General features: G+C 63.5%; 27 protein-coding genes. 14 read left to right on the top strand and 13 right to left on the bottom strand.

Annotated elements, in window-relative coordinates; translation table 11 throughout:
• Window positions 1-9: 9 nt before the first annotated feature.
• A complete protein-coding gene (locus APH34_RS19445; protein WP_054902519.1) occupies window positions 10-1623 on the bottom strand; it encodes a hybrid sensor histidine kinase/response regulator in 1614 nt (537 codons plus the stop codon).
• A 115-nt stretch (window positions 1624-1738) separates the two neighbouring features.
• On the opposite strand from APH34_RS19445, the gene APH34_RS19450 reads away from it, so the two are divergent.
• Window positions 1739-2353 carry a response regulator transcription factor gene (locus APH34_RS19450; RefSeq protein WP_054902520.1) on the top strand — a complete coding sequence of 205 codons (615 nt, stop codon included), beginning with the start codon at window positions 1739-1741 and terminating at the stop codon, window positions 2351-2353.
• Window positions 2354-2438: 85 nt separating this feature from the next.
• Complete coding sequence (locus APH34_RS29295) at window positions 2439-2609, top strand: hypothetical protein (RefSeq protein ID WP_156358096.1); 171 nt, start codon at window positions 2439-2441, stop codon at window positions 2607-2609.
• A gap of 33 nt (window positions 2610-2642) precedes the next feature.
• Here APH34_RS29295 and APH34_RS19455 read toward each other — a convergent pair whose 3' ends face one another.
• Both APH34_RS19455 and APH34_RS19460 read right to left on the bottom strand, forming a co-directional pair.
• Window positions 2643-2912: a DUF6555 family protein gene (locus APH34_RS19455; protein ID WP_054902521.1), complete on the bottom strand. Its 270-nt coding sequence runs from the start codon at window positions 2910-2912 to the stop codon at window positions 2643-2645.
• A gap of 95 nt (window positions 2913-3007) precedes the next feature.
• Complete coding sequence (locus APH34_RS19460) at window positions 3008-3220, bottom strand: general stress protein (protein ID WP_054902522.1); 213 nt, start codon at window positions 3218-3220, stop codon at window positions 3008-3010.
• 242 nt (window positions 3221-3462) lie between these two features.
• On the opposite strand from APH34_RS19460, the gene APH34_RS19465 reads away from it, so the two are divergent.
• Window positions 3463-3861 (top strand): NUDIX hydrolase, encoded by a 399-nt coding sequence (locus APH34_RS19465; protein WP_054902523.1) that lies wholly within the window; start codon window positions 3463-3465, stop codon window positions 3859-3861.
• A gap of 14 nt (window positions 3862-3875) precedes the next feature.
• Here APH34_RS19465 and APH34_RS19470 read toward each other — a convergent pair whose 3' ends face one another.
• Entirely contained in the window at window positions 3876-4427 is a 552-nt protein-coding gene (locus tag APH34_RS19470; protein WP_054902524.1) for an ATP-dependent Clp protease proteolytic subunit, read from the bottom strand.
• A 43-nt stretch (window positions 4428-4470) separates the two neighbouring features.
• A complete protein-coding gene (locus APH34_RS19475) occupies window positions 4471-4857 on the bottom strand; it encodes a low affinity iron permease family protein (protein WP_054902525.1) in 387 nt (128 codons plus the stop codon).
• Between the two features lie 163 nt (window positions 4858-5020).
• Between APH34_RS19475 and APH34_RS19480 the strand changes: the two genes are divergently transcribed.
• From APH34_RS19480 to APH34_RS19505, 6 genes are read left to right on the top strand one after another with little or no spacing between them, the layout of a single operon-like run.
• Window positions 5021-5938 (top strand): DUF72 domain-containing protein, encoded by a 918-nt coding sequence (locus tag APH34_RS19480; protein WP_054902526.1) that lies wholly within the window; start codon window positions 5021-5023, stop codon window positions 5936-5938.
• Complete coding sequence (locus APH34_RS19485) at window positions 5935-6720, top strand: endonuclease/exonuclease/phosphatase family protein (protein ID WP_054902527.1); 786 nt, start codon at window positions 5935-5937, stop codon at window positions 6718-6720. Before APH34_RS19480 ends, APH34_RS19485 begins: the two co-directional genes overlap by 4 nt.
• Window positions 6717-7919 (top strand): cardiolipin synthase ClsB, encoded by a 1203-nt coding sequence (clsB, locus tag APH34_RS19490; RefSeq protein ID WP_054902528.1) that lies wholly within the window; start codon window positions 6717-6719, stop codon window positions 7917-7919. Before APH34_RS19485 ends, clsB begins: the two co-directional genes overlap by 4 nt.
• Window positions 7919-8866, top strand: a complete 948-nt coding sequence (locus tag APH34_RS19495; protein ID WP_054902529.1) for a lysylphosphatidylglycerol synthase domain-containing protein — start codon at window positions 7919-7921, stop codon at window positions 8864-8866. Before clsB ends, APH34_RS19495 begins: the two co-directional genes overlap by 1 nt.
• Before the next feature lie 34 nt (window positions 8867-8900).
• Window positions 8901-9329: a hypothetical protein gene (locus tag APH34_RS19500; RefSeq protein ID WP_054902530.1), complete on the top strand. Its 429-nt coding sequence runs from the start codon at window positions 8901-8903 to the stop codon at window positions 9327-9329.
• 20 nt (window positions 9330-9349) lie between these two features.
• Window positions 9350-9727, top strand: coding sequence for a Rho termination factor N-terminal domain-containing protein (locus tag APH34_RS19505; RefSeq protein ID WP_054902531.1), 378 nt, complete (start codon window positions 9350-9352; stop codon window positions 9725-9727).
• Window positions 9728-9780: 53 nt separating this feature from the next.
• Here APH34_RS19505 and APH34_RS19510 read toward each other — a convergent pair whose 3' ends face one another.
• The gene (locus tag APH34_RS19510; RefSeq protein ID WP_054902532.1) at window positions 9781-10011 is read right to left on the bottom strand and encodes a metallothionein; all 231 of its coding nucleotides are present in this window, start codon (window positions 10009-10011) and stop codon (window positions 9781-9783) included.
• A 2-nt stretch (window positions 10012-10013) separates the two neighbouring features.
• Window positions 10014-10475 carry a hypothetical protein gene (locus tag APH34_RS19515; RefSeq protein ID WP_054902533.1) on the bottom strand — a complete coding sequence of 154 codons (462 nt, stop codon included), beginning with the start codon at window positions 10473-10475 and terminating at the stop codon, window positions 10014-10016.
• A 150-nt stretch (window positions 10476-10625) separates the two neighbouring features.
• On the opposite strand from APH34_RS19515, the gene ligD reads away from it, so the two are divergent.
• Genes ligD through APH34_RS19540 form a run of 5 tightly spaced genes read left to right on the top strand, consistent with a single transcriptional unit; the run spans window position 10626 to window position 16228 of the window.
• Complete coding sequence (gene ligD, locus APH34_RS19520) at window positions 10626-13115, top strand: DNA ligase D (RefSeq protein WP_054902534.1); 2490 nt, start codon at window positions 10626-10628, stop codon at window positions 13113-13115.
• A 46-nt stretch (window positions 13116-13161) separates the two neighbouring features.
• Complete coding sequence (locus tag APH34_RS19525) at window positions 13162-14205, top strand: acyl-CoA dehydrogenase family protein (protein ID WP_054902535.1); 1044 nt, start codon at window positions 13162-13164, stop codon at window positions 14203-14205.
• Entirely contained in the window at window positions 14202-14957 is a 756-nt protein-coding gene (locus APH34_RS19530) for a PIG-L deacetylase family protein (protein ID WP_054902536.1), read from the top strand. The genes APH34_RS19525 and APH34_RS19530 overlap by 4 nt, the downstream gene beginning before the upstream one ends.
• A gap of 12 nt (window positions 14958-14969) precedes the next feature.
• On the top strand, window positions 14970-15569 hold the full coding sequence (locus APH34_RS19535) for a bifunctional 2-polyprenyl-6-hydroxyphenol methylase/3-demethylubiquinol 3-O-methyltransferase UbiG (RefSeq protein WP_054902537.1): 600 nt from the start codon (window positions 14970-14972) through the stop codon (window positions 15567-15569).
• On the top strand, window positions 15566-16228 hold the full coding sequence (locus tag APH34_RS19540; protein ID WP_054902538.1) for a glycosyltransferase family 2 protein: 663 nt from the start codon (window positions 15566-15568) through the stop codon (window positions 16226-16228). The genes APH34_RS19535 and APH34_RS19540 overlap by 4 nt, the downstream gene beginning before the upstream one ends.
• A gap of 65 nt (window positions 16229-16293) precedes the next feature.
• On the opposite strand, the gene APH34_RS19545 is transcribed toward APH34_RS19540, so the two are convergent.
• From APH34_RS19545 to APH34_RS19565, 6 genes are all read right to left on the bottom strand, one after another.
• The gene (locus tag APH34_RS19545; RefSeq protein WP_054902539.1) at window positions 16294-17142 is read right to left on the bottom strand and encodes a Ku protein; all 849 of its coding nucleotides are present in this window, start codon (window positions 17140-17142) and stop codon (window positions 16294-16296) included.
• A gap of 9 nt (window positions 17143-17151) precedes the next feature.
• Window positions 17152-17289, bottom strand: coding sequence for a PSPA7_2676 family Cys-rich small protein (locus tag APH34_RS29590; RefSeq protein WP_177337040.1), 138 nt, complete (start codon window positions 17287-17289; stop codon window positions 17152-17154).
• 96 nt (window positions 17290-17385) lie between these two features.
• The gene (locus APH34_RS19550) at window positions 17386-17976 is read right to left on the bottom strand and encodes a nucleosidase (RefSeq protein WP_054902540.1); all 591 of its coding nucleotides are present in this window, start codon (window positions 17974-17976) and stop codon (window positions 17386-17388) included.
• Between the two features lie 14 nt (window positions 17977-17990).
• Window positions 17991-19178 carry a carboxylate-amine ligase gene (locus APH34_RS19555; RefSeq protein WP_082422842.1) on the bottom strand — a complete coding sequence of 396 codons (1188 nt, stop codon included), beginning with the start codon at window positions 19176-19178 and terminating at the stop codon, window positions 17991-17993.
• Between the two features lie 5 nt (window positions 19179-19183).
• Window positions 19184-20122, bottom strand: coding sequence for a class I SAM-dependent methyltransferase (locus APH34_RS19560; protein WP_054902541.1), 939 nt, complete (start codon window positions 20120-20122; stop codon window positions 19184-19186).
• Window positions 20122-21456: an iron-containing redox enzyme family protein gene (locus APH34_RS19565; protein WP_054902542.1), complete on the bottom strand. Its 1335-nt coding sequence runs from the start codon at window positions 21454-21456 to the stop codon at window positions 20122-20124. The genes APH34_RS19560 and APH34_RS19565 overlap by 1 nt, the downstream gene beginning before the upstream one ends.
• Window positions 21457-21461 lie beyond the last annotated feature (5 nt).

A 21461-nucleotide genomic window follows, 5' to 3' on the forward strand; every position in this document is an offset into this window, starting at 1 on the left:
ACAGGCAACCTAGGCGGCGGGCACTTCCCGCAAGCCGCGCAATGCCGCCCGCAGTTCCACCGGCCTGACCGGTTTGGACAAAATGGCGATATTGCGCCCTTGCACCAGGGCCTGGATCCTCTCCAGGTCATGCCCGGTCATGATCAACGCCGGCACTTCCCAGCCCCGCTGCTCGCGCAAACGGTCGATACAGTCCACGCCGGTCGCTTCCTGGCCCAGGTCGTAATCGGCAACGATCACCTCACACTGGCTGCTCAGGCCAACCGGTGAACTGTGCGCCTCCACCTCGCAACCCCAACGCTGCAACAATGCCGAGGTGGCGCGCAGCACGTTATGGTCATCTTCCACCAAGCACACCCGTAAACCACCAAGCATCGCACTTTGCAGGGCCTGCTGCTCGACACTGACTGCAACCGTTTGCGCCGCCACCCGCGGCAGGCCTTGCAGGCTCACCGCCGTCCCCCGGCCGAGGCGGGACCGCAAGTACACTTGCACGCCCATCAGCCGCCCTAGCCGCTTGACGATCGACAGCCCCAGGCCGACGCCTTCGACATCCTTGTCACGTGCGTGGCGCACCCGGTAGAACTCCTCGAACACCAGCGTCTGGTGCTCTTCGCCAATACCCCGCCCCTGGTCGTAGACAACAATCGCCAGCCCTTCGCCGTGGCGCCGCACACCAATCAGCAACGGCCGATGGGCCGCATACTTGAAACTGTTGGACAGCACGTTCTGCACCATGGTCGCGAGCATCCCGCGGTCGGCGCGCGTCCAGTGGCTGCACGCGCGCAGGCGCATCTGCACCCCGCTCCAACGGGCCGCCTCGGCGTTCTGGCGCAGCAGCTCGGCAAGGAAATCCCCCAGCGCGAACGTCTCGTACTTCGGTTGCACCCGGCCATTATCCAGCGTGTACAGGTCAAGGATCGAGCGGAACAGCTGCGACACGTTGAGCAGCGAACGGTCGATACTGTCCACCAGGCGTCGCTCCTGCTCCCCCAGCGGCGCTTCGCGCAGGCACGCGGTGAACAGGCCGATGGAGTGGATCGGTTGCCGCAGGTCGTGGCTGGCCTGGGCCAGAAAACGCGATTTCTCCTGGGTGGCGGCCATCGCCCGCTCAGATGCCTGGCGCGTGCGCTCCAGCAACAGGTGGGCGTAGAACGGAATCACCGTACTGGTGGTCAATAGCATCAGCACCATGTACGGGTTGGCCTGCCAGTAGGGGTTGAGGCGATACACCACCAGCAGCGCGGTCAGTGCCAGCACCGTGGCAATGGCAAGGTACCGGGTACCGAAGCGCATACCGTTGCCCAGGTTTACCCAGACCATCACGGCATACAGCGGCAGCGCCGATTCACCGCCCAGCACCAGACCGAAGCAGGTGCCTGTGTAGTCATGCACGATGCCCAGTACCCGGCGCCAAGGGTAATGGCCTGGCCAGCGAGCGATCGCCTGGCGCAGGCCGACCGACAGCAGGATGAAACAGAGGATGTAGTAGATGACTGGCAGGTAGTCGGGCAGCGAATGGCCAGGCAGGAAACCTAGAAACACGATATAGGCCAGTGCGCAGCAGGCAACGATGATCCGCAGGTTCGCCTGGTCCAGCTCGTTGTTCTTGTTGAAATCCATGAAGACGTCCTTGTGCACGGGGTCGCATAACGGCCATCTCGTCGCGACGGCTGCCGTAGTCGGCTGTTAAATTAGCACGACCCGGAAAACGGGCGATCAAAGGGAGTTTCAGAACGTGACGTGTCGCATCATCGTGGCGGATGACCATCCGCTGTTCAGGGAGGCGATGGTCCGCACCGTGCAGCGGGTATTACCCGATGCGCAGCCGGAAGAAGCCGCAGACCTGCAGCAGGTCCTGAGCCTGGCCCGTCAGGGCGAGGCGCCAGACACACTGATTCTTGACCTTCGCTTCCCTGGCCTGACCGGTGTCGACCGGTTGGCCGAGCTGCGCCAGCAACTGCGCCGCACCACCTTGATCATCGTGTCAATGGTCGATGAGCCGGTGCTGATCGAACAGGTCATGGCCAGTGGTGTGGATGGCTTTATCGGCAAGAGCATCGCGCCCGACGAGATCGGCGCCGCGATCCTGGCCATTCGTGACGGTGAAGTGTTGGTCAAGTACGCGCCGTCAGGGCTATTGCCGAACCTGGGCTGCGACGCCGAGCTTGAACAACTGACCCATCGTCAGCACGAGGTGCTGCGCCTGATCGCTCAGGGCAAGACCAACAAGGAAATTGCCCGGGACCTGGACATCTCGCCGTTCACTGTACGCATCCATGTCTCCTCGCTGCTCAAGGCGCTCAACGTCACCACACGCACCGCCGCCGCCGTGAAATACACCGGTACCTGACACCGTTGGTCGGTATTGGCGCCCGCAGAAAGATCGCCCTGGCTACAGCACACTCTAATGTGCAAAGTACGCCAAGGAGACCGTGATGAACGAACGACTGCAAATGGGCGGCGGTAATGCCCAGGACGACTGGCCCGAGCTGGAGCCTGAACGGCGCAACGATCGGGCGGATGACCCGGATGCCGATCCGAATGTCACCGATGACGAACAGAACCGCCCTGGAGTCCCTGCCAGCGATCCCGAAGCGGGTGCGTGATGTATTGGAGCGGGCGTCTGCCCGCTCCCACACTCAGCCTATCAACGCCGAGTCGCCTACCGATTGGCTCGGTTTGCTGCCCGATGGCCGCCAATTGACGCCCGTTATTCCATAGCGCTCGGCCATGGGGCGGCTGACTTTCTTGATTTTTTCTCGGCCAAACTTGGGGATGATGCCAATCCCTGCATCACAGCTTGCCCAGTGCCAAGCCTCGGCATTATCCAGCCGCTCAAGGCGAATGATGAAGCTGCGGGGCTCGCCGTGCAGTTGGTAATCGATGATATACAGCTGGGGGTTAGGCATCACTCGGCCCTCCTCTTCTCCATGGATGACTCAGTCATTGAGTGATGCCTGTCGAGAAGATTCAAAAAATATTGTCGAACAATTGCCCCCGGAGCTCACTGCGCCTGGCGGCCTCCCCCATGGCTGTTCTGCCCGCCCTTGCGCCCGGCCTGGGAGGCCCGCTCACGGTCGTTTGCAAAGTTGCCGCCCGATGCCTGTCCGCCCTTCTGGCCTGCACGGGAGGCCCGCTCGCGGTCGTTGGCAAAGTTGCCTGGGTTGGTTTCCTTGGTGCCGCCTCGTTGCCCGGTCCGTTGTTGATCGCCAGCCATGTCGTATCTCCTTGCGATGGGATGGGTTGCGCGCATGAAACTGTGCCATGCCCTAATACGGAGCACGTGTAACAGCGCTCTGCTCAATTCGATTGACGGGGACTGACCGGTGGCACAAAACACTGCGAGCGCAAATGCTTGTGCAGCGGTTTGCGGGCTCATCTTTTCCATAGTCAACAGAACGTTTGTTGCACCGGCGCGGACAAACCAGATAGAAATCAAGATTCGCCGCTGGAGCCCGCATGAAGCCAGTCAAACATCGCGCCACCATCATCTGCCGGCATGGCAAGAAGACCCATAAATGGCTGTGGGTGAGAAAGCCCAAGGCTGCCTGGACCTTACCGGGCGGCAAGATCGAGCCGGGTGAGACACCTCACCAGGCCGCTGCGCGCGAGTTGTGGGAAGAGACCGGCCTGCAGGCCGAGGCGCTGACCTTTCTGATGCGCTATGAGGCACCAGGGCGCATACACTATGTGTTCGAAGCCGACTTTGCCGATGCCCCCAAGCCCATCGCCCAGCATGAAATTGCCGACTGCCGCTTTGAACACCTGACGCAGGTGCCAGCCTTGAACAGCGAAATCAAGGCGCTGATCCTGTCGTTGCTTGCCTGTGACCGGGCCATGGCAGCATCAGTGCGCTGATCAGGGCTTGTGCATCATGCATGCACACTCCACTGCGTGACCTGCGCCTCGATCGGCATCTCGTCGATGGCGTGAATCATCCCGCTCGCCAATGCCTCGTCAGGCCCCAGTATCCGCGGATAAGCCATGAGGTAGCGCGGTACATCCAGGACTTCGCTGCTGCCTTGAGTACGCTCGGCAACGATTTGCGCATACAGCTGCAGGTCGTAATCCAGGCTCATTGCATATTCCGCCATGCGCGCGTGGTCCACCGAACCATGCAGCGTCCAATGGAACGGATGGAACAGGAATTTGCTGTGGCTACATGCGGTGCGATGTTCACCGGCCAGGAACAGGATATTGCCCATCGATTCGACGGTGCCCAGGTTGTGCGTATGCACCGCCACCGGCAGCGCGCGCAGGAAGTTGTAAAGGGTAAAGCCATAGCTGCATTCACCGCCCATCGTGGCGATGTTCAGCTGCAGTGCTTCGGCGCCCTGCTGCAGTGCCTTGGAACAAGTGTTGATCAGGTTGCCACAGGTCGAGGAGTTGATCGGGCCGGTGAAGTGGATGATGTGTCTGGGCATGCTTGTCTCCAGCGTAGGTTCATACCCGTGAGTGAGCGGGCGTTCAGTCCGTCGTCTGGTCCTTGCTGTCGGCGCCTGTCTCACCGTGTTCGCCCATGCGCTGGTACTGCTTGCGCAAGGCATGCAGCTCGGCAGGGTCCATGTCCTCGAGGTCGAGCAGGGCCTTGTGCGCGCGATGGGTGGTTCGCAACAGCTCGTCGATCTTGATGTGCAGCTCATCGTTGTCCCGGTTCTGGGTGTTCTGGATCAGGAACACCATGAGGAATGTAACGATGGTGGTCGAGGTGTTGATTACCAGTTGCCAGGTGTCGTTGTAATCGAACAGCGGCCCGGTGACGGCCCAGACCAGAATCAACAGCAACGCGATGGCGAAGCTCAGCGGGCGGCCACTCCAGTTGGCCAGCCATTGGGCGAAACGGTCGAATTTCATGTCGGCGTTCCTCTGCTGTTTGTCCGCTATGCGGTGGAATCGCCGGTCGCTGCAAAGTTCATTTTGCCAGCGCTGGCCACGCCGCTGGTCACTCATGCTGAACCTGCGCGAGCATTCGCCAGTCGCACATCACAAGCTTTGCTGAATCAGAAAAGGAGGCAATGTGAGCGAGATCCGCATCGGCATATCCGGATGGCGCTACGGCCCCTGGCGCAAGGACTTCTACCCCAAGGGCCTACCCCAGGACAGCGAGCTGGCCTTCGCCTCGCGGGCAGTCAACAGCATTGAGATCAATGGCTCGTTCTATAGCCTGCAGACGCCCGACCGCTACCGTGCCTGGCACGCCCAGACGCCGGAGGGTTTCCTGTTTTCGGTGAAAGGCCCGCGCTACATCACCCATGTGCGCCGGCTCAAGGACATCGAGGAGCCGTTGGCCAATTTCTTTGCGTCCGGGCCTTTGCTGCTGGGTGAAAAACTCGGGCCGTTCCTTTGGCAGTTTCCGCCGAACATGAAGTTCGACGAAGCGCGCTTTGCGCATTTTCTGCAACTGCTGCCGCGTGATCGACAGGCGGCCCGACACTGCGCCAAGGCCTGTGCAGAACGGCTCAAAGGCAATGGCGGAACGGGCATAGAAGGCAACGCTCCTTTGCGCCATGCCGTGGAAATCCGCAACGATAGTTTTCTGTGTGATGCCTTCATCAAACTCTTGCGCCAGCACCATATCGCCCTGGTGGTGGCCGACAGCGCCGGCAAATGGCCGTATGTCGAAGACGTCACTGCCGATTTTGTCTACATGCGCCTGCACGGTGACGTGGAGCTTTACAGCAGTGGTTACACGGCGCGTGCCTTGCGCCGCTGGAAGCAGCGCATCCAGTGCTGGAGCGAAGGCAGCCAGGCCGACGATGCGGCGCTGGTCATTCCCGGGCCGCCGCCGCGACGGGCCTCGCGGGATGTGTACTGCTATTTCGACAACGACCAGAAGGTCCATGCGCCCTACGATGCCCGCCGCCTGCTGGAAAAAATGAAGCTCGATTACGACCTGGTCACTGAGCCTGGCGTCGAGCCGCAGGTGCAACTGTGAACAGGACACTGCCCGCGCCCAATTGCATCATCGACAGGGTCACCACCGTGCATCGGCTCACGGTGCTGACCATCAACGTGCACAAGGGGTTTAACGTATTCAACCGGCGCTTCATTTTGCCGGAGCTGCGTGAAGCGGTGCGGACCACCGGAGCCGACCTGGTGTTTCTACAGGAGGTGCATGGCAGCCATCAGCACCACGCGGTCCGCCACCCGGCCTGGCCGGATACCCCGCAATACGAGTTCCTGGCCGATAGCATGTGGCCGCAGTTCGCGTACGGGCGCAATGCGGTGTACCCCCATGGCGACCACGGCAATGCCCTGCTGTCCAAGTTCCCGATCAGCCATTACGACAACCGCGATGTGTCAATTCACGGCAATGAGCAACGCGGCCTGTTGCATTGCCGGTTGGACGTGCCGGGCCATGAGCAGGTACACGCCATCTGCGTGCACCTGGGGCTGCGCGAGGCGCACCGGCAAAACCAGGTGCGTCTGCTGTTGGAGCTGCTCGACAGCCTGCCGCCCACCGCGCCGGTGATTGTTGCCGGCGACTTCAACGACTGGCGCCTGAAAGCTGACGCCGTGCTGTCCAGGCACTTGGTAGAAGCCTTTGGCAAGCGTTGCGGTGCACTGGCGCGCAGTTTCCCGGCGCGCCTACCCCTGCTCCGCCTGGACCGCATCTACCTGCGCAATGCCGTACCCGAGAAGGCCCAGGTGTTGTCGAGTTACCCGTGGTCGCACCTGTCCGACCATGCCCCCCTGGCAGCGGAGATTTCCTTGTGAACAGACCATGGGTGCAAGGCAACAGCGTGGAGCTGTTGATCAATGGCGAAGATTTTTACCCACGGGTGTTCCAGGCCATGGCGCAGGCGCGTGAAGAAATCCTCCTGGAAACCTTCATCATTTTCGATGACAAGGTGGGCCAGCAACTGCAACAGGTGCTGATCGACGCCGCCAGCCGCGGGGTGCGGGTCGAAGTGGCGGTGGATGGTTATGGCACCGCCGACCTGCCCAATGCCTTCATTTCGGCCATGACCGATGCGGGTGTGAGTTTCCATGCTTTCGACCCACAACCCAGGGTGGTGGGCATGCGCACCAACCTGTTCCGCCGCTTGCACCGCAAGATCGTGGTGATCGATGGCCAGCGCGCCTTTATCGGCGGCATCAACTACAGCGCCGATCACCTGGGCGACTTCGGGCCCATGGCGAAGCAGGATTACGCCGTCGAGGTGACCGGGCCGGTGGTGGCTCAAGTGCATGCGGCCAGTCGGCGCCTGATGAAACCGGTGCTGGAGCCGCCCAGCGAAGTGCGCCCGCTGACGCAGCCAACCGGCACCGCCAGCGCGGTGCTGGTCGAGCGGGACAACCACCGGCGTACTACGGACATTGAAGCCCGCTACCTGGAGGCATTCCGTGCGGCACGTCAGCGCATCGTGGTGGCCAACGCCTACTTCTTCCCCGGTTATCGGCTGCTGCGTGAGCTACGCAACGCCGCCCGGCGCGGTGTACAGGTTACCCTGATCCTGCAGGGGCAGCCCGACCTGCGCTGGGTCAGGGCGCTGTCGCGGCTGCTGTACAACTACCTGCTGCGCGACGGCGTACGCATCCACGAGTACTGCAGCCGCCCGCTGCATGGCAAGGTGGCGCTGGTCGATGACCAATGGGCGACGGTGGGTTCCAGCAACCTTGACCCGTTGAGCCTGTCGTTCAACCTGGAGGCCAACCTGTTCATTCGTGATCGAGCCTTCAACCAGCAACTGCACCAGCACCTCGAGTCACTGGCTGGCGAACAGTGCAAGGTCGTCACCCTGGAGCGCATGGTCCGGGGTTACTGGTGGCGAGCGCCGCTGATCTTCGTATGCTTCCACGTCATCCGCCATTTCCCCAGAATCGCCGGCTGGTTCCCGGCACACCGCCAGCGGCTGCACTCGGTGCAGCCTGAAGTGCAGGCCCACGGTGATTTTCGCGAGGGAAAAGCCTGATGGAACAGGCGCGTTGGCAAACCTGGGGCAAACGCCTGTTCACCGGGGTCTTTCTGGTGCTGATCCCGGTCTTGCTGTACCTGCTGGCGCGCAACCTGGACTGGAATGAAGTGCGCCACTCGCTGCTGGCCTATAAGCCCGGCACGCTGTTGATCGGCCTGGCATTGGCGCTGTGCAGCTACCTGGTATTTGCCAGCTACGACCTGCTGGCGCGTGCCTACACCGGTCATACCTTGCCCGCGCGGCAGGTCCTCCCGGTAGCGTTCGTGTGCTATGCATTCAACCTCAACTTCACCACCTGGGTAGGCGGGGTCGCGCTGCGCTATCGCTTGTACGGCCGCCTGGGCCTGGATACCGCCACCATCACCCGTATTCTTACCTTGGGCTTGCTGACCAACTGGACGGGCTACATGCTGCTGGCCGGTACGGTGTTTGCGCTACGGTTGGTCGAGTTGCCAAGCGACTGGGCGGTCGGCGCCGCAGGCTTGCAGTTGATCGGCGTATTGCTGCTGGCGATTGCCGTCGGATACGTCCTTGCCTGTGGTTTTGCCAAAAAACGCACCTGGCGCTGGAGGGCGCATGAAATCACCCTGCCCTCGCTGCGCCTGGCCCTGTGCCAGATTGCGCTGGGCGCAAGCAACTGGGCGCTGATGGCGTTGTTGATCTTCTGGCTGTTGCCTGGTGAGGCATTTTACCCCTCGATTCTGGGCATTTTCCTGATCAGTTGCGTCGCCGGCGTTGTGGCCCATATCCCCGCGGGGCTGGGCGTACTCGAAGCCGTGTTCCTGGCCCTGCTGCATGGCCAGATCGGTCAAGGCACCCTGGTGGCGGCATTGCTTGGCTACCGCAGCCTGTACTATCTCATCCCGCTGCTGCTGGCGCTTGTCACTTACCTGGTGCTTGAAAAGCGTGCCAAGGCGATGCGCCAGCGCAGCAAGCCGGCTTAGCTCGATAACGGGCCCCTGGCCCAGGAGGTGCACCATGCGACGCTCCCTGATACTAGCGCTCCTGGGCGCCGTTGCCAGTGGCCAGGCAATGGCCGAGGCCTGCGATGTGCAAACCCGGTCGTCCAGCGAAGCAGTGAAACCAGTCGAGCAACACACCTGCTACAGCTACAGCAACATGCCCGCCGAGGCCATCGACTGGTCCTGCAGCAACGAAAGCAAGGACATGCTCAGCACCAAAAAGCACAAGGTCGCACGCTGCGCCGATGGCAGCGTGGGCAGCTGTATTGCCCCGCTGACCCAGGAAAGCTTGGCCAACCCCAAGGCCGCTGGGCGCGACGAGCCGTCAACCAAACCTGCGCTGGCCAAGGATGCGCGGGTAATTACCTATTACTACGACGCCCCGAGCCTCGGCCAGGCCCGTGCCGACTGCGAGCGCAGCGACGGCATCTGGCAGACCCACTGACCCAACGCAGGAGTACCGCCATGCCACGTGGAGACAAAACCAAGTACACCGAAAAACAGAAGCGCAAGGCTGAACACATCGAGGAGGGCTATGAGGCCAAGGGCGTGTCCAAGGACGAAGCCCAGGCCCGTGCCTGGGCGACGGTCAACAAGCAGTCCGGCGGCGGGGAGCGCAAAGGTGGTTCGGGGCAGAAAACCAGTGCCGCCAGCAAGGAAAAAGCCCGGGCGTCATCCGGTCGCCGTGCTGCGGCAACCCGCAAGGGCGTGCCCCGGCCTGGCGAGCAACTGGAAGACATGAGCAAGGCCCAGTTGCTGGAGCGGGCTCGCCAGCAGCACATTGCTGGGCGCTCCACTATGCGCAAGGCCCAATTGGTCGAAGCGTTGCGCAAGCAGGCGTGACCAAGCAAAGGGCCGCACAGCGGCCCTTTGGGTTCAGTGCTTGGCCGCACCGTTCAGGGCGAAATCGGGTCGCTGGCCGGGAAGGTCTCTTCCAGTGCGTTGTCGACGCTGCTTTCCCCAGGCTGCGCCGCCTCGCCACACTTGCAATCGCCCATGCGGCAGGGCTCACCGTTGCGGTGGCCTGATGCACAGGCCTCGCAGCAATACGCCTTGCCGTTGTGCATCACGGCATTGTGATCCACTGTGCAGGAACAATGGGTGCAGCCACAGCGTTGTTCGGTCATGGTCATTTCCTCGGTTCGTCTTCCACTGCATCATCGGCCCAAGGCTCACCGTCCAGGGGGTCGGAGCGGGCCAGTTCGGCTTCGTCCAGGCCAATCCCGCCACCAATGTCGCCCGCATCCACCTCGCTCAATTGCTGGTCGGCGGGGCCAGTTCCATCGCCTGGCTCGTACCGATCGCGCGCGCCGGTCTCATCCAGCAGGGTGTCGGGGCTCAGGTCGTCGTCGGTGACATTGTCCTCGTGCAGGCTATCGGTCAGGGCCTCGCCCCCGGTCATGCCGCTTTCGACGACGCGCTGTGGCGGAAACTCCTTTGCCACTTCCGCCGGCGGGCGTTCATCGCCTATGCGCCCCTCGCGCTCGTCCTTGCGATCGCTGAAGTCCAGCTCATGGACGCTGCCCATGCGGTCTTCGGTGTCGTCGATTTCGCGGGGTGTATAGGGCTTGGGGTCATCGGGTCGGGTCATCTCGGCTCTCCATCAGCGGGTTACTTCTGGTCGACTACGCCAAGCAGCGGAAGATTCAGAGTTTTTTCCCGTCTGGCGAACACGATTTTTTGAACTAGCGTCAGCCGCGCCGCCTCCCAAATGAGAGACCGTCAACAGCTGGAGCCGGCCATGGCTAAAGCCCTGCAGGAATACGCGCGCAAACGCGACTTCAATGCCACGCCCGAGCCCAGCGGCAAGACTGGCCGGGCCAAGCGCGCCCACGCCCTGCAGTTCTGTATCCAGAAACATGATGCCAGCCACCTGCACTATGACTTCCGCCTGGAGCTCGATGGCACGCTGAAAAGCTGGGCGATCCCCAAAGGCCCCTCGCTGGACCCGAAAGTGCGGCGCCTGGCCGTGCATGTGGAGGATCACCCGCTCGACTACGCCGACTTCGAAGGCCACATCCCAGAGGGCCACTACGGTGCCGGCGATGTCATCGTCTGGGACAAAGGGGTTTGGGAGCCCGAGGGTGATGCACGCCAGGGTTATGCCAAGGGCAAACTGCGCTTTCGCCTGCAGGGCGAGAAACTCAGCGGGGTGTGGAACCTGTTCCGCACACACCTGGCCGGCAAAAAGGAGCAATGGATGCTGGTCAAGTCCCACGATGCCCAGGCCCGCAGCGAAGCGGAGTACAGCATCGTCGAGGCGCAACCCGATAGCGTGATCAGCGACCGCACGTTACTGCCACGCGGCGCGGTAAAGGCCGCCAAGGCAACCGGTAAGCCCCGCCGCAAACGCGCGAAGAACATACCCTTGCCAGAGCAACTGCACCCTCAACTGGCAACCTTGGTCGACTCGCCACCCAGCGGCGACTGGCGTTACGAGGTCAAGTTCGACGGTTATCGCATTCTCGCCCGCGTCGAGGGCGACGATGTTCGCCTGTTCACCCGTAACGGCCATGACTGGAGCGCCAAGATGCCCAGGCAGGTAGCCGCTTTGCGTGCACTGGGCATCGATGCGGCGTGGCTCGATGGTGAAATGGTGGTCGTTAACGAACACGGCGTAGCGGACTTCCAAGCCTTGCAGAACGCGTTCGATACCGAGCAGGACGGGCGTATCACCTACTACCTGTTCGACCTGCCATTTCTCGGTGGCGAGGATTTGCGCCAGGTACCGTTGCAGGATCGGCGCAAGGCCTTGAGCCAACTGCTCGAACACGCCGAATCGGACGTGCTTAAGTTTTCTGCCGACTTCGATGAGCCGGTCGATTCGCTGCTCGACAGCGCCTGCAGGCTGGAACTCGAAGGCCTGATCGGCAAGCGCGCCGACAGCCCTTATATCGGGCGGCGCAGCGCTGATTGGGTCAAGCTCAAGTGCAAGCAGCGCCAAGAGTTCGTCATTGTCGGCTTTACCGACCCCAAAGGCAGCCGCAGCGGCTTCGGCGCCCTGTTGCTCGCGCTGCATGACAACGACAGTGGCGAGCTGCGTTATGCCGGCAAGGTCGGTACCGGGTTCAGCGCCACCACCTTGGCCAGCATCCACGCCCGGCTCAAACCACTGGAAATTGCCAAGCCCGCCTTGCCACGGCCGCCCACCGGCGCCGAAGCCCGGGGTGTGCACTGGCTCAAACCGCAGTTGCTGGCCGAAGTGGCCTACGCACAGATGACCCGCGACGGCGTGGTGCGCCATTCGGTGTTCCATGGCCTGCGCGACGACAAGCCCGCCAGCGCCATCGACCTGGAGCGTGCCATGCCCGCCAAGACCGTGCCCAAGCACAAGCAGGCCAAGGCGCCCGAAACACTGGGCGACCTGCGCCTGACCCACCCGGACCGCGTCATTGACGCCACCACCGGGGTGAACAAACGCCAGATTGCGCACTACTACGCCGCCGTCAGCCAGTGGCTCCTACCGCACCTGAAGGATCGCCCCGTGGCGCTGGTGCGCGCCCCGGACGGCCTGGGCGGCGAACTGTTCTTCCAGAAGAACGCCGGCCAGCTCCATATCCCCAATGTGCTCAGCTACGACAAGGCCCAAGCCGGCCAAGCGGCGATGGTCATCAACCGCCCTGACACCCTGCTCGGCGCGGTGCAGATGAACATGCTCGAGCTGCACACCTGGAACGCAACCGACAAGGACTTCGAAAAGCCCGACCGTTTCGTGCTCGACCTGGACCCCGACCCCGCCCTCCCCTGGAAGGCCATGATCGAAGCCACCCAGCTGACCTTGACCCTGCTCGACGAGCTGGGCCTGCAGGTGTTCCTGAAAACCAGTGGTGGCAAGGGGATGCACCTTGTGGTGCCGTTGACCCGTCGTGCAGGTTGGGACGAGGTGAAGGACTTCAGCCACGCCATCGTCGATTACCTGGCCAAGCTGTTCCCCGACCGGCTCAGCGCCGTGTCCGGGCCCAAGAATCGGGTCGGGCGCATCTTCATCGACTACCTGCGCAATGGCAAAGGCGCGACGACCGCCTGCGCCTATTCATTGCGCGCCCGTGAAGGCCTCCCGGTGTCGGTGCCGATCTGGCGCGAGGAATTGGCCCAGCTCAAAGGTGCAGACCAGTGGCACATCGGCAACCTGCATGAACGCCTGGCCGATCTGGACGACCCCTGGGCGGACCTGGGCAAGGTCCGCCAGTCGATCACCGCGCGCATGCGCAAGCAACTGGGGCTGGCCTGATGGAACACGGGGTCGCATTACCGCACATCGCCATGGAGCCGACTCGATGAGCATCATCCAGGATTTCGACCTGACCAACCTAGACCGGCTGTTGCGCACCTTCAGCGAGCGACCGCAGCCCTTGAACCTTGATACTCAACTGCCGCAGCTGCTACAGGCACTGCAGGCTGACCATCTGGACCTGTTGCCACTACCCGGGCAAGGCAACACGCTGCGGCGTTGGCAGACCTTGGCACGGGTGGCCGGCTGCGATCTGGCACTGGCCAAACTCTACGAGGGTCACACCGACGCGCTGGCCATCCTCGCCGAATGCGGTGCGGCGCACCAGGCGCTGGATGGGGTCTGGGGCGTGTGGGCGGCGGAGCCGCCGGATGCGCGTGCACGCATCGTCGCACGTGAGGGCGATCAGGTTCGCCTGAGCGGGCGCAAGGCCTGGTGCTCCGGCGCGTTGCAGATCGACCGGGCGTTGATTACCGCCTGGGCCGACGATGACCAGCCACAGCTGGTCGCCATTGAACTGTCTGAGCCTAGCCAAGGCCTGGCGATCGAGCAGTGGCAGGCCGTGGGCATGGCGACCACCTGCAGCGTGGAGGTGGAATTCAACGACACCCCCGGCATCGCCATCGGCCAGCCGGGCCAGTACCTGCGGCGGCCCGGCTTCTGGCATGGCGGCGCCGGTATCGCGGCCTGCTGGTACGGTGCAGCCCAAGCGCTGGCCGACTACCTGCGCGAGCATTGCCGCAACCCCCGCCCCGACCCTCACGCCGACGCCCACCTGGGTGCGGTCGATGCTGCCTTGTTCGGCGCCCGTGCGGCCCTGCGTGAATGTGCCGCCTGGATTGACCGCGACCCCCGTGCGGATGCCAGCTTTGTGGTACGCCGTACCCGCGCCCAGGTCGAGCACGCGGTCGAACACGTGACCAGCCATGTCGCACGGGCACTGGGCGCTACACCTTTTTGCCGCAGCGGCCACTTTGCTCGGCTCAGTGCCGACTTACCGGTGTACGTGCGCCAAAGCCATGCCGAGCGCGACTTGGCTGCCCTGGGTCAACAGTTGGCCCACCTCCCCGCAGGAGCCTGGCAGCTATGAGCGAAAACCTGATTCAGGCCGCCAGCGGCACGCCATGGTCAGACTGGCAGCATTCGGCCCATCTGGCCCGAGCCACGTGGGTAAACCCGCAACAACTGTGCCCTCCAGGGCGTCGTCTGGTGCTCATCGCCCCCCATCCTGATGATGAAATTCTCATGGCGGGCGGGCTGCTGGCAGGGTTCGCCGGGCGCGAGCAGGACCTGGTGCTGATCTCCGCCACCGATGGTGAGGGCAGCCACCCTGGCTCTGAACGCTGGACCGAGCACAACCTGCGTCATCAGCGGCCGCTGGAAAGCCGCCAGGCGTTGCAGCACCTGGGCTTGGAGCTGAACCGGTTGGACTGGCGCCGGCTCAACCTCAGGGATGGCAGCTTGCCGCGAGAAGAAGCGTTTCTGGTCAACCACCTGAGCCAGTTACTGCAACCTGATGACCTGCTGATGGCGACCTGGCGCAACGATGGCCATTGCGACCATGAGGCGGTGGGCCGCGCCGCCGCTCAGGCGGCCCTGGCACGCAAGGCTGCGCTGCTGGAAGTCCCGGTCTGGGCCTGGCACTGGGCGCAGCCGGACGACCCTCGCCTGCCCTGGCCTCGCGCACACCGCATCCAGCTCGACGAGTCACTGGTCGCGCGCAAGCGCAAGGCCCTGGCGGCCCACGTCAGCCAGCTGGAGCCAGACCAGGGGCGCGCACCGGTGCTGCCCGCGCACCTGCTGGAGTGTCTGCTGCAACCTTTCGAACTGGTGTTCATGTAGAACGGAGTGGTCATGAGCCTCGATGCGCAATATTTCGCTGATCTGTATGCCTGTAACGAAGACCCCTGGGCGTTTCGCACCCGCTGGTACGAGAAGCGCAAGCGCGACCTGCTGATGGCCTGCCTGCCGCGCCAGTGTTACCAGCGCGTGTTCGAACCCGCCTGTGCCAACGGCGAGCTCAGCGCGCTGCTGGCCGAGCGCTGTGCAGAGTTGCTGTGCCAGGACCTTGACCCCACCGCCGTGGGGTTGGCCCGGGATCGCCTGGCGGGCGCCCCGCACGCCTCGGTTGACCTGGCCCGGTTGCCTGGCGACTGGCCGGGCGGTCGTTTCGACCTGATCGTGCTCAGTGAACTGGGCTATTACCTGGATCCCACCGACTGGCTGCAGGTGATCGAACAATCGGTGGCCAGTCTGACCTATGACGGCGGCTTGCTGGCTTGCCATTGGAAACATCCGATTGCAGGCTGCCCGCAAGACGGCCGCGAGGTGCACCGGATGTTGGCCAAGCACCTGTCGCTGTTCCCTGTGTTCCACCATGAGGAAGCCGATTTCGTCATGGAGTACTGGTCGTGTCAGCCCAGCGTGGTCGACCTGGATGAGACCTGCCTATGATTGCCGTCGTGATTCCGGCGCACAACGAGGCGCGCCGCCTGGGGCGTTGCCTGGTGGCCATGCGCGCCGCCGTCGCCATGGCTGAACAGGCCGGCCATCAAGTCGAAGTGCTGGTGGTGCTGGACCGCTGCAGCGATGGCAGCGCCGCAGTGGCCGCTCGCCATGGCGTGCGGACGCTGGCGGTGGAGGCAGGCAGCGTCGGTATGGCGCGCCGGCTCGGCGCAGCGCAGATGCTTGAGCGTGGCGCTCGCTGGCTGGCCTGCACGGATGCCGACAGCCAGGTGCCTGCGCACTGGCTGCTGTCGCAACTGGCCTGCACGGCCGAGGTGGTGTGCGGCACCGTGCATATCGGATGCTGGCAGCCCTGGCAGCGAGCCGCACTGCGAAAGCTCTACCGCAGCAGGTACCAGGCGTGCGAGGGGCACAGGCATATCCACGGTGCCAATCTTGGCGTGTGTGCCCGTGCGTATGAGCGTGTGGGGGGCTTTCAGCCCCTGGTGGCGCATGAGGATGTGCAACTGGTGAAAGACCTGGAGGCCAGTGGTGCACAGATCGTCTGGACCGCCCGGCACAGCGTGGCCACCAGTAGCCGTCGCAACAGCCGGGCGCGGGAAGGTTTTGGTGACTACCTGGCGAGCCTGCAGGCTGAGCTCCTGTAGCCTCGCCAAGGTGACCTCGACTTAGGCGAGCGACGCCTGGCCACGCACGACGCAGTGGCCGGGCTTCACGACGCTTTGCGCGTGCGCTTGGCCGGCTTCTTGTCATCCGTGGGTTTCTTGCCCCCTTTGCCCCCGAGGCTGCGTTTGAGCAGCTCGGTAAGGTCGATGATGTCGGCACCTTTCTCGGTTTCGCCGCCCTCGCCTTTTTCCACCACGCTGATCTTGCCTTTGCTGGCCTTTTCCTCGACCAGGTCCATGATGGTCTGGCGAAACGCGTCGTGGTATTCCTCCGGTGCCCACGACCCGCTCATGTCCTCCACCAGCCGCTTGGCCATGTCCAGTTCACGCTTGTCGACCTTGGTGTCAGTGACGCTCTTGTCCAGTTCCAAGGTGTCCAGCCCGCGCACTTCCTCAGGCCAGCGCAAGGTAATCATGACCAGCGCATCCTCCAGCGGACGCAGCAGCGCCAGGTGTTGGCGGGTATGCAGGACCACTGTGGCCAGCGCGACCTTGCCGGTACTCTCCAAGGTGTCGCGCAGCAGCGCATACACTTTGCCGCCACGGCGGTCAGGGCTCAGGTAGTACGGGGTATCGAACTGCTGCAGCGGGATTTCACTGGCCGCCACGAACGAGAAGATGTCGATGGTCTGGGTCGCTTCGGGCCGAGCTTTGCGGATTTCTTCTTCGCTGATCACCACATAACGGCCTTTCTCGTACTCCACCCCTTTGACGATGTTCTCTTTGTCGATTTCCTTGCCGGTCACCTTGTTGATCCGTTTGTAGCCCACAGGCTCCATGCTGCGCTTGTCGAGCCAGTCGAAATCGACCCGCTCGGTGCGCACCGCCGTATTGAGCGAGACCGGGATATGCACCAGGCCGAAACTGATCGCGCCTTTCCAGATTGCCCTGGCCATGTGGCCCTCCTAAGGGTGCTGGGGGTGAACGGGTTCGCTGTACCGCAACGCGCCACAGCGTTCGCACAGTTGACAGTGCAGCCCGGCCACGTCCGGGTTGGCCATGGCACGCCAGTGGCAGCCACGCAGCAGGCAGACGAAGCTCATCAGCCACCTCCTTGGCCTGAAAAAGGTCAGGCGCTTAATGGAAATGACTCCCCAGCCTGCAGAAGGTTTAGCCCACCTGCTCCGGTGGCAGAATATTCAACCTGTGCAGGTGAACAACACGCGCTTGAACGCTTCGGCGGCGAGGTGAACCTGCACCGACCAGTCGCCAGCCGCGTCGCTGCCGGCGTCATCGGAGATGTACTTGAGGCAAACAAAGGGGATACCTTCGCTGCGGGCGATCAACGCCAATACATAAGCCTCCATGTCGACGATGTCGTAGGGCGCGTCGCCGTGGTTGATTTCGAAGCTGTCGCCGCTGCCGCACGTGCCCAGCGGCAACCCAGGCATCGCATGGCCGTGCTCAAGCAGTACCGGAATATCCGCAAACGGCGTCTCGTAGCGGGCAAAGCCCAGAGGGGTCACGTCCATGTCACGCTGCACGAACCGCGTACAACAGACCACCTCGCCCTTGTTACGGCCCTGGCCGCCGGCCGAGCCGAGGTTGACGATCAGTTTCGGTCGTCGCTGGTGGATAGCCCGGGTCAGCGCAATGGCAGCATTGACCTTGCCGATCCCAGTGAACACGGTATTCATCTCGTCAAACAGGCTGCCGGCCTCGGCTTCGAGGGCGAAGACAAAGAGGGTGTCAGCCAGAGAAATATCGGGAAATTGCTTGGTCAGCATCATGGAGCGGGCGGGTCCTAATGGCTTGCGGAAGGCGCAGCCATTGTCGGTGAACCCTGTCTAATTGCAAGCGGCCCTGCCGGACCTGGGGCTGCACGCCCTTGGGCCAGAACCAGGTCGACGACGGCGTGCAGTGCCTGGGCAGCGCTGGCGCCGTGTTCGGTGGCCTGGTGCAGGCAGGTGAGCTGGTGATCGGCGCTGGTGCCTTCACGCAAAATGCCTTGGGCATGCTGGAACGAACGCTCAGCGTCGATCGTCTCGACAGGGTACATCGCCTGCAACTGGGCCAGCCAGGCCAGGGCCGTGACCGGCTGCTGGTCATGTATCCCGATGAACTGGGCGCTGCGGCCGTACCGCAGGGCGCGCCAGTAATTTTCCTGGGTAACCCAGCGCAGTTCGCGGTTGAGTGGCGCTGCCACGTGCTGCGCCAGCAGGCAGTGCTCCACCAGGTGGCGGAACACACCGGCCACGCACACCGCGTCCTCCAGTGCGGGGCACGCGTCGCAGATGCGCAGCTCCACGGTTGGAAAGCGCCGCGAGGGCCGTATCGCCCACCAGAAGTCGCCTTCCTCGGCCAATGCCCCGGTCCGCTGCAGCAGCGCACGGTAGCGCAGGTACGCCGACCAGTCGGGCAGCGGCTCCGGCAAGCCCATGTGCGGCCATTCCCCGCAGATCACGCGGCGATAGCTGCTGTAACCCGTCATCTGCCCTGACCACAGCGGCGAGGATGTGCTGAGTGCGAGCAGCAATGGCAGCCAGTACAGCAGCCGGTTGATCAACTGCATGCGGTCGCAGCCGGGTGGCACGCCGATGTGCACGTGCAGCCCGTTGAGCAGGCTGCGCCGTGCGACGTGCTGGTAGTCGTCGAACAATTGCCGGTAGTGGACCGTGGTCCTGGCTTTTTGCCGCCGCCACGCGGCCGTGGGATGGCTGCCGGCGCAATACAGGCCAACGCCCTCCTCGCTCAGGCTCTCGTTCAACTGCTGACGGGTGTCGTTGAGGAAATTACGGGCTTCGAACAGGCTGCCGAATACCGGTGAGGCGACTTCGATCTGGCTGCAGAACATCTCTTCGGCGTAGTACCTGCCCAACACCTGCCGGCACCGCTTGGTCACCGCCTGCGAAGGCTTTGCCAGCACACGTCTGCTGGTAAGGTCCACCAGCAGGTACTCTTCTTCGATGCCGAATGAGCAGGCCCGGTCCATGTCCGTCACGCGCTACGGTTTACGGTGAGCGCCACCGCCGCAATCCGTTCAACGTGTTCGTACCCCGGCTCGAGCAGTTGCTCGCCGAACACATCAGGGTCCACTTCCCGGTAGGTCCAGGCCCATTGCGGCCCGGCCAGGCGTAGGCGGACGGCTTCAAGCAAGGCGTCGCGACCCTCGACGATGGCCACCCCGGTGTACAGCAGCAAAGAGCCGCCGGGGTTCAAGCGCTCGCAGGCCTGCTCGACGATGCGCAACGACAGTTGTGCGCCCAGCGCGCCGCCGCCGTGGCGGTAAGCACGCTGGGCGGTATCGAACATATAGGGTGGATTGGCGACGATGAGGTCGAAGCTGCCGTCGACGCCATCGAGTACATCGCTGGAGGCCAGCGACAGGTTGCTCACCCCCGCCAAGGCGGCGTTGATGGCGGTGTAGCGCAAGGCCAGGGGGTTGATGTCGACAGCGCTGACCTGCGCGTGCTGCGCCGCGCGGGCGATCAGCAAGGCACCGACGCCGCTGCCGCAGCCAATGTCCACGGCGCGCTGCACCGGGGTGGCAGTACGCTGCAGATGGTCATGGACGACTTGGGCAAAGCGATAACTGTCGGGGCCGAAGAACACCGCATCACTGGCCAGGGTCGGGTAAGCGGAGTGCACCAGCAGCAGCTCGTCGAGGGTGGACCAGCGCACCGTGGCGCGCCACAGGCTGCCCTGCTCGCTCAGCACCTGGGCAACGCGCAGTTGCGCCAGCTCATCTGGCGAGAGCAGCGACGCGCCGAATGGTCGGCTCCAGCCGAACACATCGCGCAACGTCGCCGCTCGCTCGCTGCCGGGCCGGGCGTTGTTGCGCGCGTGCGTGGCCGGTGATACGCAGGTGAAGCGGTACCCCTCGGCGCGCAGGCGCCGGCCAAGCTGCAGCAAGGCTTCGTCTGGCTCGCGCATCATCAGTGGGCTGGCTCCTGATCAAGGCCGGTGGCGCGGCAGTAGGCTTGCGTGGCCAGAAGGCCCTCCGGCAAGGCATGACGGTCGCCCGCCATGCGCGCGATCAGCGCCGGGATGCCATCGGCGGCCATCGGGTTGCCGGGCACCGCGTCGAACGTGAGCTTGGCCTCCCACGTTCCGGGAGCGACGCGGCGAATCGGCGGCTGCCAGTCGGCGGCGATCCAGTCATGCCAAAGCTGCTTCTCGTAGGCTGTGAATACGCCATACATCGGCGCACTGGGCCCCTCGATCAATGCCCACCAACGGCTTTGCGCCGGGTCCAGGCCGCGCTTTATCCACCCTTGGGCTTGCAAGGCGGCAACAAAACCCGGCATGGCACCTGGCTCGGCGAGCCATTGGTTGATGGTGCGGTTCTGCACACGGCAGCGGTCGGCATGCATGAACTGCCCGAACACGCGCTTGCGTTCCAGGGCGGCGAACAACTCGGCCTGCAGGTCGAAGCGGCTGATCAGGCTAGGCGTATCCAGGCCCAGGTCGTTCAAGCGATAACCTCGGCGCACACGTTGGTAGAACGCTTGTGCACCTTCCCGGGGGCACAGCTGTTGGAACGCTGCGAGGGATTTGCGTGCGTGGCCGCTGGCAGCGTTGTCGATGGTGACGTGCAGCTGGAAATAGTGGCCGTCGATGCCCAGTTCGGCGAGTTCATAGGTCGTGATCAACAAATGCACCGGCGGCTGTTCGTAGCCCAGGTTGTAACCGATCACCTCAGGTAAAAAGGCCTCGCCGTGCTGCCCCAAGGCCAGCTGCAGCGTGCCTTGCAGGTAACGCTCATCTTCCAGGGCGGCGAGCTCCAGGCAGCCGAGGCGGCTTAACAGACGCCGGTAGATCAGCACGTGGTTGCAGCGGGGGTCGCCTGCGCCGAGCTCCTCCAGGTAGGTAGTGATCAGGCCGTGGTAACGCGGGTCATCCCAATGGCTCAGGGTACTGTGCAACCAGGCGCCATCGACCGCTTTGGTCGGGGCCACTTGCTGCAGGAACCACAGCGCCTGGGCGCGGTTGCTGAAATAGCGCCGGGGCGCGCCTTGGCGGCGTTGTTCCAGGTAGTGGGCATACCCTTGGGCAACCTGAGCGGCGTGGTTGGCACTCCACGCCTGCAGTTGTGAAGGAGTGTCGGGCAGGTCATCGGGTAGGGATTGCGCGCGTGTCAGTTGCTCGGTAAGCCAAGCGGCACTGCTGGGGTCGTGCCCATCGAGCAGCGCCTGGTACCGCTGCTGCAGGCTATCAGGGGCGGCCTTTGCCGCTGCGTTCGCGGCGCTCTTGCAGGTCGTGACCGTCATGCCTC

It is taken from the genome of Pseudomonas sp. NBRC 111131 (genome assembly GCF_001320525.1).
Classification (GTDB): domain Bacteria; phylum Pseudomonadota; class Gammaproteobacteria; order Pseudomonadales; family Pseudomonadaceae; genus Aquipseudomonas; species Aquipseudomonas ceruminis.

Bases quoted from the DNA above. Each gene is read 5' to 3' on its own strand.
- APH34_RS19445 (WP_054902519.1), bottom strand. From the start codon at position 1,623: ATGGATTTCAACAAGAACAACGAGCTGGACCAGGCGAACCTGCGGATC.
- APH34_RS29295 (WP_156358096.1), top strand. From the start codon at position 2,439: ATGAACGAACGACTGCAAATGGGCGGCGGTAATGCCCAGGACGACTGG.
- APH34_RS19455 (WP_054902521.1), bottom strand. From the start codon at position 2,912: ATGCCTAACCCCCAGCTGTATATCATCGATTACCAACTGCACGGCGAG.
- APH34_RS19460 (WP_054902522.1), bottom strand. From the start codon at position 3,220: ATGGCTGGCGATCAACAACGGACCGGGCAACGAGGCGGCACCAAGGAA.
- APH34_RS19465 (WP_054902523.1), top strand. From the start codon at position 3,463: ATGAAGCCAGTCAAACATCGCGCCACCATCATCTGCCGGCATGGCAAG.
- APH34_RS19470 (WP_054902524.1), bottom strand. From the start codon at position 4,427: ATGCCCAGACACATCATCCACTTCACCGGCCCGATCAACTCCTCGACC.
- APH34_RS19475 (WP_054902525.1), bottom strand. From the start codon at position 4,857: ATGAAATTCGACCGTTTCGCCCAATGGCTGGCCAACTGGAGTGGCCGC.
- APH34_RS19495 (WP_054902529.1), top strand. From the start codon at position 7,919: ATGGAACAGGCGCGTTGGCAAACCTGGGGCAAACGCCTGTTCACCGGG.
- APH34_RS19500 (WP_054902530.1), top strand. From the start codon at position 8,901: ATGCGACGCTCCCTGATACTAGCGCTCCTGGGCGCCGTTGCCAGTGGC.
- APH34_RS19505 (WP_054902531.1), top strand. From the start codon at position 9,350: ATGCCACGTGGAGACAAAACCAAGTACACCGAAAAACAGAAGCGCAAG.
- APH34_RS19510 (WP_054902532.1), bottom strand. From the start codon at position 10,011: ATGACCGAACAACGCTGTGGCTGCACCCATTGTTCCTGCACAGTGGAT.
- APH34_RS19515 (WP_054902533.1), bottom strand. From the start codon at position 10,475: ATGACCCGACCCGATGACCCCAAGCCCTATACACCCCGCGAAATCGAC.
- ligD (WP_054902534.1), top strand. From the start codon at position 10,626: ATGGCTAAAGCCCTGCAGGAATACGCGCGCAAACGCGACTTCAATGCC.
- APH34_RS19525 (WP_054902535.1), top strand. From the start codon at position 13,162: ATGAGCATCATCCAGGATTTCGACCTGACCAACCTAGACCGGCTGTTG.
- APH34_RS19530 (WP_054902536.1), top strand. From the start codon at position 14,202: ATGAGCGAAAACCTGATTCAGGCCGCCAGCGGCACGCCATGGTCAGAC.
- APH34_RS19535 (WP_054902537.1), top strand. From the start codon at position 14,970: ATGAGCCTCGATGCGCAATATTTCGCTGATCTGTATGCCTGTAACGAA.
- APH34_RS19540 (WP_054902538.1), top strand. From the start codon at position 15,566: ATGATTGCCGTCGTGATTCCGGCGCACAACGAGGCGCGCCGCCTGGGG.
- APH34_RS19545 (WP_054902539.1), bottom strand. From the start codon at position 17,142: ATGGCCAGGGCAATCTGGAAAGGCGCGATCAGTTTCGGCCTGGTGCAT.
- APH34_RS29590 (WP_177337040.1), bottom strand. From the start codon at position 17,289: ATGAGCTTCGTCTGCCTGCTGCGTGGCTGCCACTGGCGTGCCATGGCC.
- APH34_RS19550 (WP_054902540.1), bottom strand. From the start codon at position 17,976: ATGATGCTGACCAAGCAATTTCCCGATATTTCTCTGGCTGACACCCTC.
- APH34_RS19555 (WP_082422842.1), bottom strand. From the start codon at position 19,178: ATGGACCGGGCCTGCTCATTCGGCATCGAAGAAGAGTACCTGCTGGTG.
- APH34_RS19560 (WP_054902541.1), bottom strand. From the start codon at position 20,122: ATGATGCGCGAGCCAGACGAAGCCTTGCTGCAGCTTGGCCGGCGCCTG.
- APH34_RS19565 (WP_054902542.1), bottom strand. From the start codon at position 21,456: ATGACGGTCACGACCTGCAAGAGCGCCGCGAACGCAGCGGCAAAGGCC.